The organism is Sphingorhabdus sp. M41 (assembly GCF_001586275.1).
Classification (GTDB): Bacteria; Pseudomonadota; Alphaproteobacteria; order Sphingomonadales; family Sphingomonadaceae; genus Parasphingorhabdus.
Genome location: NZ_CP014545.1, coordinates 226,160 through 242,380 on the forward strand (window position 1 = coordinate 226,160; position 16,221 = coordinate 242,380).

At 55.8% G+C, this 16,221-nt stretch carries 16 protein-coding genes; 9 read left to right on the forward strand and 7 right to left on the reverse strand.

Annotated features, from left to right (window positions below; all coding sequences use genetic code 11):
- Positions 1-52 precede the first annotated feature (52 nt).
- The 4 genes from AZE99_RS01120 to AZE99_RS01135 all read right to left on the reverse strand — a co-directional run bounded on the left by AZE99_RS01120 (position 53) and on the right by AZE99_RS01135 (position 3,822).
- On the reverse strand, positions 53-658 hold the full coding sequence (locus tag AZE99_RS01120) for a hypothetical protein (protein ID WP_156472041.1): 606 nt from the start codon (positions 656-658) through the stop codon (positions 53-55).
- Between the two features lie 225 nt (positions 659-883).
- On the reverse strand, positions 884-2,812 hold the full coding sequence (gene dxs, locus AZE99_RS01125) for a 1-deoxy-D-xylulose-5-phosphate synthase (protein ID WP_067197234.1): 1,929 nt from the start codon (positions 2,810-2,812) through the stop codon (positions 884-886).
- A 97-nt stretch (positions 2,813-2,909) separates the two neighbouring features.
- Entirely contained in the window at positions 2,910-3,368 is a 459-nt protein-coding gene (locus tag AZE99_RS01130) for a Fur family transcriptional regulator (protein WP_067197236.1), read from the reverse strand.
- Between the two features lie 46 nt (positions 3,369-3,414).
- Positions 3,415-3,822 carry a MerC domain-containing protein gene (locus tag AZE99_RS01135; protein ID WP_231862661.1) on the reverse strand — a complete coding sequence of 136 codons (408 nt, stop codon included), beginning with the start codon at positions 3,820-3,822 and terminating at the stop codon, positions 3,415-3,417.
- Positions 3,823-3,961: 139 nt separating this feature from the next.
- On the opposite strand from AZE99_RS01135, the gene AZE99_RS01140 reads away from it, so the two are divergent.
- The 3 genes from AZE99_RS01140 (at position 3,962) to rpsI (ending at position 6,189) form a co-directional block, all read left to right on the forward strand.
- Positions 3,962-5,014 carry a COX15/CtaA family protein gene (locus tag AZE99_RS01140; protein WP_067197239.1) on the forward strand — a complete coding sequence of 351 codons (1,053 nt, stop codon included), beginning with the start codon at positions 3,962-3,964 and terminating at the stop codon, positions 5,012-5,014.
- Between the two features lie 153 nt (positions 5,015-5,167).
- Complete coding sequence (rplM, locus tag AZE99_RS01145) at positions 5,168-5,647, forward strand: 50S ribosomal protein L13 (protein ID WP_067197242.1); 480 nt, start codon at positions 5,168-5,170, stop codon at positions 5,645-5,647.
- Positions 5,647-6,189, forward strand: coding sequence for a 30S ribosomal protein S9 (gene rpsI / locus AZE99_RS01150; protein ID WP_082788179.1), 543 nt, complete (start codon positions 5,647-5,649; stop codon positions 6,187-6,189). Before rplM ends, rpsI begins: the two co-directional genes overlap by 1 nt.
- Before the next feature lie 64 nt (positions 6,190-6,253).
- Here rpsI and AZE99_RS01155 read toward each other — a convergent pair whose 3' ends face one another.
- Positions 6,254-7,576, reverse strand: coding sequence for a lipopolysaccharide biosynthesis protein (locus AZE99_RS01155; RefSeq protein ID WP_067197244.1), 1,323 nt, complete (start codon positions 7,574-7,576; stop codon positions 6,254-6,256).
- Between the two features lie 193 nt (positions 7,577-7,769).
- Here AZE99_RS01155 and AZE99_RS01160 point away from each other — a divergent pair, with 193 nt between their 5' ends.
- The 6 genes from AZE99_RS01160 to AZE99_RS01185 all read left to right on the forward strand — a co-directional run bounded on the left by AZE99_RS01160 (position 7,770) and on the right by AZE99_RS01185 (position 13,832).
- Positions 7,770-9,005 carry a threonine synthase gene (locus AZE99_RS01160; RefSeq protein WP_067197246.1) on the forward strand — a complete coding sequence of 412 codons (1,236 nt, stop codon included), beginning with the start codon at positions 7,770-7,772 and terminating at the stop codon, positions 9,003-9,005.
- 22 nt (positions 9,006-9,027) lie between these two features.
- On the forward strand, positions 9,028-9,912 hold the full coding sequence (locus AZE99_RS01165) for an alpha/beta hydrolase (protein ID WP_067197249.1): 885 nt from the start codon (positions 9,028-9,030) through the stop codon (positions 9,910-9,912).
- A gap of 104 nt (positions 9,913-10,016) precedes the next feature.
- Positions 10,017-10,799 (forward strand): succinate dehydrogenase iron-sulfur subunit, encoded by a 783-nt coding sequence (locus AZE99_RS01170; protein ID WP_067197251.1) that lies wholly within the window; start codon positions 10,017-10,019, stop codon positions 10,797-10,799.
- A gap of 21 nt (positions 10,800-10,820) precedes the next feature.
- Positions 10,821-11,315: a PaaI family thioesterase gene (locus AZE99_RS01175; protein WP_067197253.1), complete on the forward strand. Its 495-nt coding sequence runs from the start codon at positions 10,821-10,823 to the stop codon at positions 11,313-11,315.
- Complete coding sequence (gene zapE / locus AZE99_RS01180; protein ID WP_067197256.1) at positions 11,312-12,433, forward strand: cell division protein ZapE; 1,122 nt, start codon at positions 11,312-11,314, stop codon at positions 12,431-12,433. The genes AZE99_RS01175 and zapE overlap by 4 nt, the downstream gene beginning before the upstream one ends.
- Before the next feature lie 10 nt (positions 12,434-12,443).
- Positions 12,444-13,832 (forward strand): M20/M25/M40 family metallo-hydrolase, encoded by a 1,389-nt coding sequence (locus AZE99_RS01185; protein WP_067197258.1) that lies wholly within the window; start codon positions 12,444-12,446, stop codon positions 13,830-13,832.
- Here the strand turns inward: AZE99_RS01185 and AZE99_RS01190 are convergent.
- Both AZE99_RS01190 and AZE99_RS01195 read right to left on the reverse strand, forming a co-directional pair.
- Complete coding sequence (locus tag AZE99_RS01190) at positions 13,829-14,869, reverse strand: phosphotransferase (protein ID WP_067197262.1); 1,041 nt, start codon at positions 14,867-14,869, stop codon at positions 13,829-13,831. The two genes, AZE99_RS01185 and AZE99_RS01190, sit on opposite strands and share 4 nt — an antisense overlap.
- Positions 14,866-15,960, reverse strand: coding sequence for a hypothetical protein (locus tag AZE99_RS01195; RefSeq protein WP_067197265.1), 1,095 nt, complete (start codon positions 15,958-15,960; stop codon positions 14,866-14,868). The genes AZE99_RS01190 and AZE99_RS01195 overlap by 4 nt, the downstream gene beginning before the upstream one ends.
- Positions 15,961-16,221 lie beyond the last annotated feature (261 nt).

The following is a 16,221-nucleotide window of genomic DNA, read 5'->3' on the forward strand; positions in this document are numbered from 1 at the left end:
TCGCCTAGGCAATAGAATGCAGTTCGGCAAGCGCCTGTTGTCGCGCTGTCAATTATTTGAGCCGCTGCACCCAACGGCGATCTCCGTCAAATTTATTGCTAATTTCGCTGAAGCGCAGGAAATCAGCGCCTTCGGAATCGGTCAAATTGAAATATTCCAGCTGCAGGAAGTCGAGAATTTGGGCATCAGGCTGATTTCTCGCTGCCCGTTCGACCTGTTCCGTATAGGGATGATAATGGACTTGATAAGGCAGCAAAATACTGGAGTTAAATTGATCCAGCAAGCGAAAGCAGCCGCGGGCGCTTTGCTTTGTAATTTCGGTAATATCCTGCGTCTTCATTTCTTCGGCGCATTTTGGAAAGCTTTTGTCGGGAGGAGTTGGAAGCGTTGGACGGGTCGGCAAGTTTTCCGATTGCCATGCCAACACCTGCGGAGACCACGCTCTGGCAGGCGTGTTTTGCGGGGTGGAATCAAAAGAATTTGATCCGGCAATATCCGATTGTGGAACGTCATTGTCGCCCGGCACTTTTCGATCAGGATTCGGTGGGCTCAATTCAGCGGTTTTAGATGGGGTAATGGCGGTCGCATTTGCCTTTGCCGGAATTTCCTGGCTTTTTTTTTCGACCAGCGAGATGGCATTGTCCGATTGATTGAACATCGCGTTCGAATTGCCCACGACACCGCCGACAATCGAAGCGAGAACGCCTCCGACAAGCCATCGCCGCGTGCCAGCATGTTTTGGTTCCCATCTTTCGAACAGGATCAAAAGGCCGCCAATAACGCACAGTACAAAGGCAGCGATGGATGTGTAAAGAATGATGTTGGTAGCTATTGGCGGCATAGGCTCCTCCAAAGAGGATTAGCTACATTTCGTGTAACAAAGTCAAGCCCGCGCCTCTGCTTCTTTAACGCTCGCGCTATTGTGGCGCAGCGCCTTGAGTACAGTATCGACGATGCCGTCGGCATCCAGGCCTGCTCCGGCATATTGCACATCCGGCTTGTCCTGTTCCTGAAATATGTCGGGCAGCCGCATTGTGCGGATTTTCAGGCCGGCGTCGGTCAGGCCGTTGTCCGATGCATAGGTCAGGACGTGTGCGCCGAGGCCGCCGACAGCGGCTTCCTCCACCGTGACCGCAACTTCATGCGTCGTCAGCAGTTTGCGGATCAGCTCTTCATCGAGCGGCTTGGCGAAGCGCAGGTCAGCGACGGTTGTGCTGAGTCCTCTTGCTTCTAGCCGTTCAGCGGCCTTCTTTGCCTCCTCAAGCCGGGCGCCAAGCGACAGAATCGCTACCTTTGTGCCCTGTTTGACAATCCTGCCCTTGCCGATTTCCAGCCGTTCGAGCTTTTCCGGAATCGGGACGCCGGTGCCATTGCCGCGCGGATAGCGAAAGGCAATCGGACCACTGTCATGCAAGGATGCGGTATAAGTCATGTGCGCAAGTTCTGCTTCATCTGCTGCGGCCATCACCACCATATTGGGCAGGGTCGCCAGATAGGTAACATCGAACGATCCGGCGTGTGTGCTGCCGTCCGCTCCGACCAAGCCCGCGCGGTCGATCGCGAAGCGGACCGGGAGATTCTGGATCGCCACGTCGTGGACAACCTGATCATAGGCGCGTTGCAGAAATGTTGAGTAGATCGCACAAAAGGGTCGCATGCCCTGCGCCGCGAGGCCGGCGGCAAAGGTTACTCCATGCTGTTCGGCAATGCCGACATCAAAGGCCTTGTCGGGATGCGCCTTGGCAAATTTGTCGACACCGGTGCCCGAGGGCATGGCGGCGGTAATCGCGCAGATACGCGGATCGCTGTCGGCCAGCTTGGCAAGGGTTTCGCCAAAAACATTCTGATAAGCGGGAGGTCCGCCACCGGGGCCTTTGTTCTGTTTGCCGGAGATAACGTCAAACTGGGCGACGCCGTGATATTTGTCGTCGGCTTCTTCGGCAAATTTATAGCCTTTGCCCTTTTCGGTGACGACGTGGATCAGACAGGGGCCCTCCGCAGCGTCGCGCACATTTTCCAGGACGGGAATCAGATGTTCGAGGTTATGGCCATCGATCGGGCCAACATAATAGAAGCCCAGTTCCTCGAACAGGGTTCCCCCCATGGTCATGCCACGGGCATATTCGTCGGTCTTGCGAGCAGCGTCATAGAGCGCTTTTGGCAGCTTGCTGGCGATCCGGCGCGCTAGCTGGCGCACGCCAAGAAATTCGCGGGAGGATACGATCCGGGCGAGATAGGCCGAAAGTCCACCGACCGGCGGTGCAATCGACATGTCATTGTCATTTAGGATGACGACCAGCCGGTTACCGGCTGCCTCGGCATTGTTCATTGCTTCATAGGCCATACCAGCACTCATCGCGCCGTCGCCGATGACGGCGATACCGCGGCCTGGTTTGTCATTCAGTTTGTTGGCAATTGCAAAACCAAGAGCGGCGCTGATCGAGGTTGAACTGTGCGCAGCGCCAAAGGGATCATATTCACTTTCTGACCGCTTGGTGAAGCCTGATAGCCCGCCGCCTTGCCGCAGCGTCCGGATTCGGTCACGCCGGCCAGTGATGATCTTGTGCGGATAGCATTGATGGCCGACGTCCCAGATCAGCCGGTCCTCGGGCGTGTTGAAAACATAGTGGATTGCGGTGGTGAGCTCGACAACGCCGAGGCCTGCGCCCAAATGGCCTCCCGTGGTGGAAACCGTATCGATCACTTCGGCGCGCAATTCGTCGGCAAACTGGCGAAGCTGACCCGGCTTCAATTTGCGCAAATCGGCTGGAAAGGAGACATCATCCAGCAAAGGTGTATTCGAAACTGGCATATTTACTCCCTGTATAGTCCCAGCTTTAACGGCATCGCGTTGTTCTGTCGAATTTTCAGCAGGTGGTCCGTTAACATTAACTTACAAACGGGGTGGATCAATTGCATTTCTGGCAGATGCCGCGCACCTCTATCACCGGACGGATGGATTTAAAGCCCTCACTTTTCGCGACCCTGCGCACTTGCTGCGACAAGGTGTCGTCGTCAATATGAGTTGCCTCACCGCAAGTGTCGCAGACAAGAAAAATACAGTCATGCTCGCAGCCGGGATGGCTGTTGGCGAGATAAGCATTGGCGCTTTCGACCCGCATCGCGAGATTATTTGCCACGAACAGGTCGAGTATCCGGTAAACGCTGTTTGGTGCAACGCGTTTGCCGCGCGCGGTGGAAACAAGTTCCGCAATGTCATAAGCCGACGCCGGACGAGAGAAACCAGCCAGCGTGTCAAAGATCGCCGCCCTTGTATCTGTCCATTTCTCACCGGATTTCTCCAGATTGGCGCGCGCCGCGTCAGCTAAAGAATCGCCTTGATGCTCATGATGATCATGTTTTCCCATAAGCATAATTTAGGGATGTTTCGCCACAAGGGCAATGGGGCGCGCATTAATGGGTGGCGCGGTAGTTCAAATCATGGGCCAGCGCGAGCAATCCGACGCCCAATATAGTGTACAGGATTTCGGCGCTGCCATGCCCGCTGTCATGACCAATCGATATCGCGCCCATCATCATTCCCAGCCCTAGGCTGCCAATGGCGACAGGCATGATATAACCATGATCCAGGACACCGCGTCCCAGACTGTAAAAGCCAATGGCAATAGCGATGCCCAGACCGATTTCATGGATTATAGGATTAAGGAGCAAGCCACCGGCTGAAGACAGGATCGCGACAATAGCGATGGTCGAGATACAATGTACGAGACACAGGCCCGAAAGCAGTACGGCAATGCGATCCCACAAGCCGTCCCTGATCAACAGACCATCTTTGCTCCACAATTTCGCTGCCGTAAACACGACTCACCATCTCACTTTATTTTTGCGTGCACCCGATATAGGAAAAAGCGTGTTAAGATACAACATAACATTTTTGGATTCAGGCCACTGTCGTTGATTCTGGTTGTCAGTCCGTGGTTTTGATTCCACATAGCAGTCGATGACTGACCCGATCGCCCTGAAGCTGCCGTCTGATGCGGCTTTCTCCCGCCCCATAGCCATATCCAACTGGCTCTATTCCGTCGCCTTTCTGGTGTTCATCATGGTCGTGGTAGGCGGCATCACCCGGCTGACCGAATCGGGTCTGTCGATAACCGAATGGAAGCCGGTGACCGGCGCGCTACCGCCTTTGAGTGAGGCGGACTGGCTGTCGGAATTCAAGAAATATCAGCAAATCCCGGAATATCTGGAAATCAGTGGTCCGGCGGGGATGACGCTGGCGGACTTCAAATTCATCTATTTCTGGGAATGGGTGCATCGGTTGCTCGGTCGCCTGATCGGCGTGGCCTTTGCGCTGCCGCTACTTTGGTTCGCGGTGAAGCGTGCGATCCCGTCCGGCTATGGCTTGCGCCTGGTGGCCTTGCTCGCGCTCGGCGGACTGCAGGGTACGATCGGCTGGTGGATGGTCAGTTCCGGCCTGAGCGAGCGGACTGATGTCAGCCATTTCCGGCTGGCAGTGCATTTGCTCACTGCGCTTTTCATATTGGGCGGACTCGTCTGGACGGCGCTCGACTTGCGGCAGCTGGACGCCGGCAGGAAAAAGCCGTCGCGTCTGACCGGCTTTGCCCTTGCGACGATAGCTGTTCTGTTTGTCCAGCTTCTGTTCGGCGCATATACTGCGGGTCTGAACGCCGGCTATGTGTCGAGCAGCTGGCCGCTGATGAACGACTATTTCGTTCCAGGCGGGATCAATTGGGGAGCGGGCGTCTTGCACGCGCTTAATAACGACCCCTATCTGATCCATTTCATTCATCGCTGGTGGGCCTGGGTCGCTGTAGGCTTTCTCGTCGTTCTCGCCCGGAAGGTCCGGCCCATCGACCGCAGGGCGTCGATCGCCATCCACACAGCCTTCGGAATCCAGATATTGCTCGGGATTGCGACTGTCATGACCGGAATCAATATTCATCTTGCGGTGTTGCATCAGGCGGTCGGGGCACTGGTCGTCGCATCCTGCACGTGGGGCGTATATCTGATCGGTCGGCCGCAAGTCTAAACGAGGTCACGGTAACATTATACCCTCCAGCAAAGCCCCGCTTTCGCTTGACTTGCGGAAAAAACAACGCCAATAGCGCCGCAGCCGGCCGGAACTTCGTGTCCGGCTTTTATCATTTCTGAATCAATCCATTCTCCAAGAAGGAGCCACCCCATGAAGGGTATCACCAAACAGACGCAGTCGGCCAAGCCCGCTGATGTCGAAAAGAAATGGCATATCATTGATGCCGAAGATCTGGTCGTTGGCCGGGTTGCATCGATTATCGCCAATATTTTGCGTGGCAAGCACAAGCCAAGCTACACGCCGCACGTTGATTGCGGTGATCATGTCATCGTGATCAATGCTGAGAAGGTGAAGTTCACCGGCAACAAAACCAAGCAGAAAACCTATTACAAGCACTCCGGCCATCCCGGCGGCATCAGCGGTACGACTGCGGAAAAGGTCCTCGAAGGCCGTTTCCCCGAGCGCGTAATGGAAAAAGCTGTCGAGCGGATGATCCCCAAAGGTCCGCTTGGTTTCGCCCAGATGCGTGCATTGCATGTTTTTGCCGGTACCGAGCATCCGTATAACGGCCAGAACCCGGTGACGCTCGACGTCGCTTCGATGAACCGTAAGAACAAGGTGGGCGCATAATGTCTGACGTAAAAACCGATCTCGCTGATCTTAAAGATATCGCTGGCCCAGCTGTGGTTGACGCACCGGCCGCTGCTGCTGATGCGGACGCCGAAGTTGTAACCGCTGAGCCACCTGTTTCTACCATGCCGTTGCGCGAGCAAGAGCTGGACAAATACGGTCGTGCTTATGCGACCGGTCGCCGGAAAGACGCGGTTGCCCGTGTATGGCTGAAGCCTGGCAAGGGCAAGATCACGGTCAATGGCCGCGATCAGGAAACCTATTTTGCACGCCCAACCCTGCGTCTGGTGCTCAACCAGGTTTTCGCAATCACCGAGCGCGAAGGTCAGTATGACGTCGACGTCACCGTCAAAGGCGGCGGGCTTTCGGGACAGGCTGGCGCGGTCAAGCACGGTATTTCCCAGGCATTGACCAAATATGAACCGGCTCTTCGGTCAGCGGTGAAGGCAGAAGGCTTTCTTACCCGTGACAGCCGTAAGGTTGAACGTAAGAAATACGGTAAGGCGAAAGCGCGTAAGAGCTTCCAGTTCTCCAAGCGTTAAGCGAACCCAAATCGGAATACGGAAAAGGCGGCCTGCGGGTCGCCTTTTTTATGGTGTTGCGGAATCAGACAACGGGATGCTGGGATTGTCTGATTGCGCTGCGGCTTGAGATAAACAGGATAATGCTGGTCAGGATCGCGGAGATCAGCATGACCCATGCGGCCCCGATAGTTCCAGAGGTCGGTAAAAACACTGCCATTAGCGATCCAAGGGCGGCTAGGCCGGCTACACGAGCGACGAGTGCGTCTCGCGCACGGCCTGCTGCCTGCAGCAAGGGTTCCAGACCGAGTCCGGCCAGACTGATGATGGTCGCGGCGCCCAGCAGCAGCAAGATCGGGAAGGCGGCAAGATATTCGGGACCCGAGATGAGGGAAATGATGTTCTTGCCCAGCACCAGCAGGGCAATGAACAGAACGGCACCGCTAATCGCTGAAACCCGCAAGGATCGCCAGAACAAGGTCCGCAGTTCCTCCGATTGACCGATAGCGAACAATCGGGATAGTTCTGCAAATAGAGGGCGGGCAAAAACCTCTGCGAGTCGGTTGAGACTATTGGCAATCTGATCTGCCAGACGGAACAGACCGGCGGCCGCTGGTCCGACGAAAAATCCGACAATGACGACCACCAGCCGTTCCCGGACCACGCTGACCAGATAAGCGAGATTGGTGAACAATAGAAATGCCAAAAATTCTTTTCGGCTTGGTGGTGTTACGGGAACTGCGGCAGCGTCTCTTAAAGGATGATCGGTCTCCTCCCGTCGCCAGACCATTAGCCACATAACCGCAAAGCTAACAAATTCAGAGAGCCCCCAGACGATGAGAAATCCGGTCATGGAAGCTGTAGTGAGATACAGGATCAGCGCGCCGACAAAGCGTACGATAGGGATGATGGCATCTCCGAAGGCATTGCCGCCAAAACGATCCTGAGCGCGTAAGATGCCGGTTGGTGTGGACCGGACCGAAAGGAACACGATTATGCCATAACCCATGATAGCCTGCACCGTGGGACTGTTCCAGCCAAATTGGGATGCACCGTAGGGAAGCATCAGCCACAAGACGCCACATGCGACAAGCCCGCCGAGGAATTCGATCCAGAAATTTTGCGCCGAGAGTTTCCGAAATGCCTTATTCTGCCCGGCCAGCAAATAGGGTACGCCAAATTGCACCACTGCTTGCCATGTCTGGAGCTTTAAAATCGCTGTCAGAACCTGAACGGCACCAACAATGACCATGAATTCACCAAAGCCGGCGACGCCCAATGTCCGAGTCAATATGGCGAGATAGAAAATGCTGAGGATCGCGCCTACGCCCTTGGCTGAAAACAGCCAGCTGCTGTTGCGAAACACCCGGACAAGCGAATCCTCGCTACTGAACCATTTGGAGAGCATATTTCGCGACACAGGTTTCAACTTTTTTCGTTTATGATCCGGCGATTGAGCCTCTCTTTATCGCAATATCCAGCTTTTTCTATCTCTCTATTGTCAGGGTGAGTCTTTAAAAATCCTGTATAATAATCGGATGGGTCCGGGAGCGCAGAATTTTTTGAGTGGATTGCAGAGCAGCCAATGCTAGCTAGGCGATATGATCCAAGATAATCGCACCGCGCAAATCGCTAATTTCGTCACTCATCTGGAATGTTCCAAAACCGGAGAGGTCCTGCCTCAGGGAACCGTGCACAACCTGTCACCCGCTGGCGCACCGATATTGGTGCGCTATGACTTGTCCGGGGTTGCGGAAACGCTGACCAAGGAAAAGCTGGCCGCCCGTCCTTCCGATCTATGGCGCTATCGAGAGCTCTTACCAGTGGCCAGCGCAGCCAATATCGTCTCACTAGGCGAAGACATGACACCCTTGATCACGCTCGACAATTCGCTCGGGTCCAATGTAATCGTCAAGGACGAAGGGCGTTTACCAACCGGATCGTTCAAGGCGAGGGGCTTGGTCATGGCTGTGTCGATGGCCAAGGAATTGGGGCTGAAACGACTCGCTATGCCGACCAACGGGAATGCAGGCGCTGCCATGGCGGCCTATGCCCGGCGCGCCGGGATGGAGGCTTTTGTGTTCTGTCCTGACGACACACCCGAGGTGAACGTGCGGGAAATCGCTCTGCAGGGCGGGAAAGTCTGGCGGGTGAATGGTCTGATCAACGATTGCGGCAAGATTGTTGCCGATGGTGAAGCCGAATTGGGCTGGTTCAATCTCTCGACGCTTAAGGAGCCTTACCGGATCGAAGGCAAGAAAACGATGGGCCTGGAACTGGTCGAGCAATTGGGCTGGGAAGTCCCGGATGTCATTTTCTATCCGACGGGCGGCGGCACCGGGCTGATCGGCATGTGGAAAGCTTTCGACGAGCTGGAAGCGATCGGTTTCATTGGATCCCGGCGGCCGCGCATGGTTGCGGTGCAGGCCACTGGCTGCGCGCCAATTGTCGATGCCTGGGAAAAGGGGCTGGAACATGCCCCTTTGTGGGAGAATGCCCACACTGTGGCTGCGGGCATCCGCGTGCCGGTGGCGATTGGCGACTTCCTGATATTGCGGGCCGTGCGTGATTCCGGTGGTTTTGCAATGGCGGTCGAGGATGATGCGATAATCGCGGCGCAGCAAAGAATTGGGCAGGAGGACGGACTGTTGCTCTGTCCCGAAGGCGCCGCCACCGCTGCTGCCTATCTGAAGGCGCTGGAGAACGGCCTGATCAGCAAGAGTGATCGTGCCGTGCTGTTCAATTGCGGCAATGGCCTCAAATATCGCATGCCCGCCGCAGATGCCACGCTTGATCGCCATTCGCCGATCGACTGGAGCGCCATTGCCAGCGCCTGAGCGGCTGGCTAAGGCTCGGTCGATGAAATGGCTTGTCATAATCGGTGTGCTTATAATTGCTTGCGGGGGCTTTGGCTGGTGGTTCTTCTCGCAGCCGGGCCCGAAACAGCTGGATATGATCAATAATGTCATGCCGGGCGACAGCGACGCCAAGTTGCTAGTGCAAGGTAAGGTTTACGACGAAGCGCTTGGCCTTGGACTCAATATCTGGACTCCGAAAACCGCTGCGACCGGTCCGCTTCCGGTGATTGTCTTCATCTATGGCGGCGGTTGGCGCGACGGCGCCAAGGACCATTATGCTTTCACCGGGCGCGCGCTAGCCAGTCGCGGCTATATTGTCGTGTTACCTGACTATCGTCTGTTTCCGAAAACGCGTTTTCCCGGTTTCCTCGAAGACAGCGCCAAGGCGCTGGCCTGGGTGCACGACAATATTGACCAACATGGCGGTGATACGAGCCGAATATTTCTATCCGGCCAATCCGCCGGTGCCTATAATGTCATGATGCTGGCACTCGACCGTCAATGGCTTGGTCGTGAAGGCAAATCACCGGACCTGATCCGGGGCGTGGCGGCATTGGCCGGACCCTATGATTTCTATCCGTTTGATTCCGACACCACGAAGCAGAGTTTTGGCGAATATCATGCACCGGAAATGACTCAGCCGGTTAATTTTGTCCGCGCCGATGCGCCGCCACTATGGCTTTCCAGTGGCACCAATGACACTCAGGTCAGACCCCGCAACAGCAAGATTTTACGCAACAAGATTCTCGCAGCAGGCGGTGATGCCGAATATGTCGAATATCCAGATGTCGACCATCTCGAGATCATGATGGCGCTGGCAAAGCCGTTCCGTCACAAGGCCCCGGTGCTTGATGACATGGTGGCCTTTTTTGAGCGCCACAACTGATTGCATCAATTGGAAGCCCACTAGTCTTTTTTGCAGTGCAAAACGGTTGAGATACCAGCACTTCTTGGTTATGCCGATCCGCAGAACAAGGGAATCCGATCGACATGGCTACTTTTACGCTCCCCAAGAACAGTAAGATCCGCAAAACCGGCGAGTTGCACCAAGCGCTGACCAGTGGGAAAAAGCGGCCATTTAAGGTCTATCGCTATGATCCGGACAAGGGCGAAAACCCGCGCTACGATACGTTCGAAATTGATACGGATGAATGCGGCCCGATGGTGCTTGATGCATTGATCAAGATGAAGTCCGAGCAGGATGCTACGCTGACCTTCCGCCGGTCATGTCGTGAAGGCATTTGCGGATCCTGCGCGATGAACATCAACGGCAAAAATGGTCTGGCCTGTACCACTGCGATTGAAGATTGCGGGAACAAGGTGACGATCACTCCGCTGCCGCATATGGAAGTGATCAAGGATCTGGTCCCGGATTTCACCCATTTTTACGCTCAATATGCCTCGATCCAGCCGTGGCTGAAAACGGTCACGCCGACACCATCGGGCAAAGAACGGCTGCAATCGCCGGCAGATCGCAACAAGCTGGATGGTCTTTATGAGTGCATCCTGTGCGCCTGCTGCCAGACCAGCTGCCCGAGCTATTGGTGGAATAGCGACAAGTTTCTTGGTCCGGCAATCCTGTTGCAGGCTTATCGTTGGCTCGCCGACAGCCGCGATGAAATGACCGGTGAGCGGCTCGACGAGTTGGAAGATCCGTTCCGGCTCTATCGCTGCCACACGATCATGAATTGCGCCAATGCTTGCCCGAAGGGTCTGTCCCCGGCCAAGGCGATTGCCGAAATTAAGAAGATGACCGCCTCGCGCGAAGTCTGATTCGAAAGCCGGCGCCCATTCATGTCTGAAGCAGAGCGCAATTTTGTCATCAGCGAGCCCGATCCGGAATTTCCGGACTGGAAGATATGGCAGCTGAACGATCCCGATTGCTATAACAGCTTTCTGGGAAAGATGATTGTCAGACGCGGGGGCAACGGACTCGACGATGATGTCGCCCGGGTCCGGATGTTTCCCGAACGCAAGCACCGAAATCTCGGCGATGCGGTCCATGGCGGAACGATGATGGGGTTTATCGACTGTTCGCTGTTCGCCGCGATGCGGGTGCTCGAACTCGGTCCGTCCGGTTATGCCGTAACGTTGGAATTGCAGACCCATTTTCTGGGTTCTGCACGAATGGACGAGCCACTCGAGGCGCAAGTCGAGATCACACGCGAAACCGGCCGCTTTCTGTTTATGCGGGGACTGGTTGTGCAGGGTGAGAATGGGGACGACAATATGGCCTCGTTTACTGCAATCGTGAAAAAGGCTCCGCGCCAGAAAACAGATTTGCAATGAGCTCTTTCTACCAGCGCTATCTGGCTCTGATCGCGCAAGGGGAATTGAAACGCGATCCCGATCAGGAGGCTTGCGCGAAACGGCTTGCGCGATTGCAGGAGGAGCTGGAAGCCGTGCCGCCACGAGGCAGCATATTGTGGCGCGCATTCGGCAGAAAACCGAAGGTACCTCAAGGGATCTATATGTGGGGCGGAGTCGGGCGCGGCAAGTCGATGCTGATGGACCTGTTCTACAATAATCTTGAAATCCACCGAAAGAAGCGCGCGCATTTCCATGAGTTCATGCTCGACGTTCATGATAGAATTCGAGAGGAGCGCAAGAAGGAACTGGGCGATCCGATAATGCCGGTTGCCGCTGGCTTGGCCAGCGAGGCGCGCTTTCTGGCCTTTGACGAAATGGTGGTGAATAACAGTGCCGATGCGATGATCATGTCGCGGCTGTTCACCGGGCTGGTCGAAGCAGGCGTCACGATTGTAACCACTTCCAACCGTCCACCCGATGACCTGTACAAGGACGGCCTCAACCGCGAGCATTTTCTGCCATTTATCGATTTGCTCAAGACGCGCCTCGACGTGATTTCGTTGAACGGTCCGACAGATTACCGTCGGGAGCGGCTGGGCGATGTCGATCTTTGGCACGTTCCGAATGGCGAGGCAGCAACCAAGGCGTTGAGCGAAGCCTTCTTCCGTCTGACCGATTACCCGCCCGAAGATCGCGAACATGTGCCTTCGGCCGAAATAGAGGTGCAGGGTGGCCGGATGCTCACCGTGCCGAAATCGCTCAAGGGTGTCGGGGTATTCTCGTTCAAGCGGCTCTGCGCCGAAGCTCGCGGTGCGCAGGATTATCTGGCGATTGCGCGCCATTATCATAGTGTTATCATTGTCGGCATACCGGTTCTTTCCAAGGAGAATCGCAACGAAGCCGCGCGGTTTGTCACTCTGATCGATGCGCTGTACGAATATAAGGTGAAACTGCTGGCAGCGGCTGATGCGAAGCCGGATGCGCTCTATCCGGAAGGTGACGGCAGTTTTGAATTTGCGCGGACAGCATCGCGTTTGCTCGAGATGCAATCTGATGATTATCTGGCTTTGGGTCATGGGTCTGAAAGCAAAATATAGGAGAGGCAATATGCGGACGGGGATTTTTGCGGGATTGGCCGCCACTGCACTATTGGCGTCTGGTGCGCACGCAGCGCAAAAGGAAGCGCCAGAGGTCGAAGCTCGGGATCTGTTCAAGCAAGTTGTCGAAATCCCCACCGTTGAGGGCAGGGGTGAAGTGCCGCGTCTGGTCAAACTGCTCACCGCCAAATTTAGCGCCGAAGGGCTGACCGAAATTAGTGTCAAACCGCATGGCGACACTGAAAGCATGATTGTGCGCTGGGCAGCAGAGGGGCCAGCCACCGCTGAACCGATTCTGCTGATGGCGCATATGGATGTTGTCGAAGCGAAGCGTGCCGACTGGGCTGATGATCCATTTATTTTCCGCGAGAAAGACGGCTATTATTGGGGCCGTGGTTCGGTTGACAATAAGGCGGGAATGACCGCGATCGTGATGAGTCTGATCCGGCTGAAGCGGGATGGTTTCAAACCGAAGCGTGATATTATCGTGTTGTTCACCGGCGATGAAGAAACGGCGGGTGATGGCTCTCGTCTGGCAGCGACCGAATGGATTGATCTGGTGCGCGCCGAATATGCTCTCAATAGCGATGCCAGCGGTGGCGGTTTTACCGCTGACGGCAAGCCGTTGGGCTATGGATTGCAGACCGCTGAGAAGACGTACCGGACCTATAGTTTTACGGTGACCAATAAAGGCGGTCACAGCTCAAAACCGCGCCCGGACAACGCGATTTACGAATTGGCGAACGCGCTGACGCGACTGGAGAGCCATCGGTTCACGCCGATGTTGAACGAGACGACGCGTGGCTATTTCGCGGCACGCTCAGAACAAGAAACCGGCCCGATTGCGGATGCCATGCGGCGCTGGCTGGCAGATGAAAATGATAGCGAAGCTGCCGATATTATCGAGGCTGATCCGAAAGAAGTGGGTCTGACCCGTACGCGATGCGTTGCCACCAAATTAAACGGTGGTCATGCGGACAATGCGCTGCCGCAATTGGCGCAGGCGACGGTCAATTGCCGGATATTCCCGGGCGTTGAACCAGCCAAAGTGTTGGCTGAGTTGCAGCAGATCGCCGGTACAGGGGTAAAGGTCGAACAGTCAGATAGCTTTGGCGCATCGACCCCGGCCAGTCCGTTGCGCGCAGATGTTGTGGGAGCATATACGAAGGCGATCCACAAGCGCTTTCCCGGCATGGCGGTTGTACCATCCATGTCGACCGGCGCGACCGACGGCGTGTTTTTCCGCGGTATCGGCATTCCGGTCTACGGAGTCAGCGGCGTCTGGCTAAAAATTCCGGAAGATGCGAGAGCGCATGGACTGGATGAGCGTATTCCTGTGGAGAGCTTTCATATGAACATCGATGTCTGGGAAGATATGCTCCGCGAACTTGCTGGCTAGATCAGGCTCAAACTGTCGAGATCTAAAGCCATTTGTGCCGGTCTCTCAGCCATCGCTGCGAACATCCGGTCGCCGCGATCTGTCTGCTCTACATGCAGCGAGGCGTTGATTGCCATGATGAAGCCGGAAAAGGCATGGCGACGATATTCCTCCCAGAATGCGTCGAAGCTCGGAGCGTTGGTGCGGCGGCTCAGATAGCCGCGAACAAGCTGTTCTTCCTGCTCCCGCCGTACCGCTGGATCGGCAAAGCTGGTGCCAATCATATAGGCCACATCATTGGCAGGATTGCCGAGGGAACAAGTCTGCCAGTCCACCAGTGCGGCTATTTTACCGTCGTCGTGAAACAGGATGTTGTCGAGCCGCATATCGCCGTGGGTGATCGTCAGTTCGAGTGGCTCATGTGCAACATAAATATCGAATCGACCGATCAATTCTTGGCCGAGATCCAGTATGTCTGATGACAGCAGGGTTGAAAACCGGTCCCGAAAAACAGGATAGCCATTGGGCAATGTGCTTTTGAGAAAGTCGCTGTTGCCTTGACCGTGATACAACCATTTCAGGTGATCAAAACCGGCATCGGGTTGAAAACTGTGCAGGGCGGCGGCTTCGGCCAGCGTGGTCTCGACCTGGATCAATGAAGCGCCGGCCAGTTGATCGCCTTGCGACGCAGGTGCCATGTCTTCCAGCAGGAGCACAAATTCCTGTTCATTCTCGGCGATAGCGGCGTGATAGGATTTCGGGCGGAGCGCCTGACAATCATCGGCGACATCACGATACCAGCCGATTTCCATATCATAGAGATGAAATATGGCGGCTGCGCCCCGGCTGACCGGATCGGCGCTCGGGCATTTGGCGATGAAGGTTGCCGGATGGCCGTTTTCGGACCAGTCGCAGGTGAAGCGATAGCTGTCACAGACTTGGCCCGTGCCGACCGGTTCGTAAGTCAGCGATGCGAGCGATCCGGGAGCCGTGTCAAAAACCTGCTCGATGAACGAAGTTTCAAATTCTTCGGGACGTACCGGAAAACGGCCGCTCATGCTGCGGGGTCCATCATGCCAGTGAGGTCGCTGCTGGCGTGCGGGCCGATGAACAATTGTTCTACAACGCCGATTCCATGATGCTCGCGGCCATCGACGGTCAGTATCGCATCGCTCAGCGCCTGAATATGGATGGTGGTCATGTCGATGCCGGGTTCGGGATCGACCATGATGACGTCATAGCTGGTCTCCAGATCGCCATGATCCATGCCATGGCCCCAGACCGGATGGAGATAGCCGAGGCCCGACATATAGAATGTGCGCGCCGCGTCGCCGGTGCGCGGGGTGATGCGAAGCTGGCCGTCACCGGTGTCGAGTGCCACTTGCTTGATGCGGCGGGAGCCGCTGTGATAGCTGAGGTCAATCGCCTTGGGTTCGAATTCCTGTGCGTTGCCCGCAATTGCATCGACCACTCCACGACGGTTCCAGGGCAGACCGTCGCCGTCATCATTGCTGTGAAAAAAACAGGCGTGATCTTCGAAATTGAGAGGGGTCCAGAGCCACCAGAATTGCGGGAATTCTCCTGCTGGCGGTGGCTGTGATTCGGCTGCTCCGACCTGCCTGATGCCCCAGCTTCTGTCGCGGGTGCCGCGGCAGTCGGCGATATCGATATCCTGACCGTCGACGGTGATCGTGCCCGACCATTCGCCATTCTGGGTCATTCTGGTATAGTCCATCAGCAGCCGCGGGCCTTCACGGCGGATGAAGCGGGGTTCCTCGATCGGACTGTGGCGGGCGGTGAAGCTGATGTCTGCGGTGATCGGGCTGTCATTTCCGGCGACCGTTAGCCGAAGCTGCTGCAGCGGTTCGACAATATTGATGGTGATCGGGCCGACAGTCAGGTCGAGCCGTTCGCTGGACATTCTCTTCGAAGCGCGCAGATTATGCTGCTTGCCGTCAATCGAGACGCAAAAGGCGGCGTCCATGATATCGAGCTGTGGATAGACACCGAGGGCGGCGGCGAAGAAGATGCTGCCGTCTGCGCTATAGCCGTTGAAGAAATAGCGGTCGTAGAAATTGCGGTTGCCGCCCGACATCGCCATGGGTTCCGGGGTCTGGTGCAGCGGGTAGTCGTCGCCTTTTGTCAGCATATTGCCTCTCCTGATGTATCGACATGTTCCGCACTTGATACGGATTCCGGGGCTCGTCTCGTGCAAGCCTCTCATGGTTCCGTAACAAGTACGGAACATGCCAAACTTCCATCATGGCATTTCAATTTCACTTTGCAACGCAAAAGATTGGAAGAATTGGAGACATGTTTGCTGTTCCGTCATCCTGAACTTGTTTCAGGACCTCCAACGGCTCTCCCGCTTCCGGGGGTCCTGAAACGAGTTCAGGATGACGAGCGTGTC

Excerpts from the sequence above, each read along its gene's own strand:
- AZE99_RS01120 (WP_156472041.1), bottom strand. The coding sequence starts at position 658 with ATGTTCAATCAATCGGACAATGCCATCTCGCTGGTCGAAAAAAAAAGC.
- dxs (WP_067197234.1), bottom strand. The coding sequence starts at position 2,812 with ATGCCAGTTTCGAATACACCTTTGCTGGATGATGTCTCCTTTCCAGCC.
- AZE99_RS01130 (WP_067197236.1), bottom strand. The coding sequence starts at position 3,368 with ATGGGAAAACATGATCATCATGAGCATCAAGGCGATTCTTTAGCTGAC.
- AZE99_RS01140 (WP_067197239.1), top strand. The coding sequence starts at position 3,962 with ATGACTGACCCGATCGCCCTGAAGCTGCCGTCTGATGCGGCTTTCTCC.
- rplM (WP_067197242.1), top strand. The coding sequence starts at position 5,168 with ATGAAGGGTATCACCAAACAGACGCAGTCGGCCAAGCCCGCTGATGTC.
- rpsI (WP_082788179.1), top strand. The coding sequence starts at position 5,647 with ATGTCTGACGTAAAAACCGATCTCGCTGATCTTAAAGATATCGCTGGC.
- AZE99_RS01155 (WP_067197244.1), bottom strand. The coding sequence starts at position 7,576 with ATGCTCTCCAAATGGTTCAGTAGCGAGGATTCGCTTGTCCGGGTGTTT.
- AZE99_RS01160 (WP_067197246.1), top strand. The coding sequence starts at position 7,770 with ATGATCCAAGATAATCGCACCGCGCAAATCGCTAATTTCGTCACTCAT.
- AZE99_RS01165 (WP_067197249.1), top strand. The coding sequence starts at position 9,028 with ATGAAATGGCTTGTCATAATCGGTGTGCTTATAATTGCTTGCGGGGGC.
- AZE99_RS01170 (WP_067197251.1), top strand. The coding sequence starts at position 10,017 with ATGGCTACTTTTACGCTCCCCAAGAACAGTAAGATCCGCAAAACCGGC.
- AZE99_RS01175 (WP_067197253.1), top strand. The coding sequence starts at position 10,821 with ATGTCTGAAGCAGAGCGCAATTTTGTCATCAGCGAGCCCGATCCGGAA.
- zapE (WP_067197256.1), top strand. The coding sequence starts at position 11,312 with ATGAGCTCTTTCTACCAGCGCTATCTGGCTCTGATCGCGCAAGGGGAA.
- AZE99_RS01185 (WP_067197258.1), top strand. The coding sequence starts at position 12,444 with ATGCGGACGGGGATTTTTGCGGGATTGGCCGCCACTGCACTATTGGCG.
- AZE99_RS01190 (WP_067197262.1), bottom strand. The coding sequence starts at position 14,869 with ATGAGCGGCCGTTTTCCGGTACGTCCCGAAGAATTTGAAACTTCGTTC.
- AZE99_RS01195 (WP_067197265.1), bottom strand. The coding sequence starts at position 15,960 with ATGCTGACAAAAGGCGACGACTACCCGCTGCACCAGACCCCGGAACCC.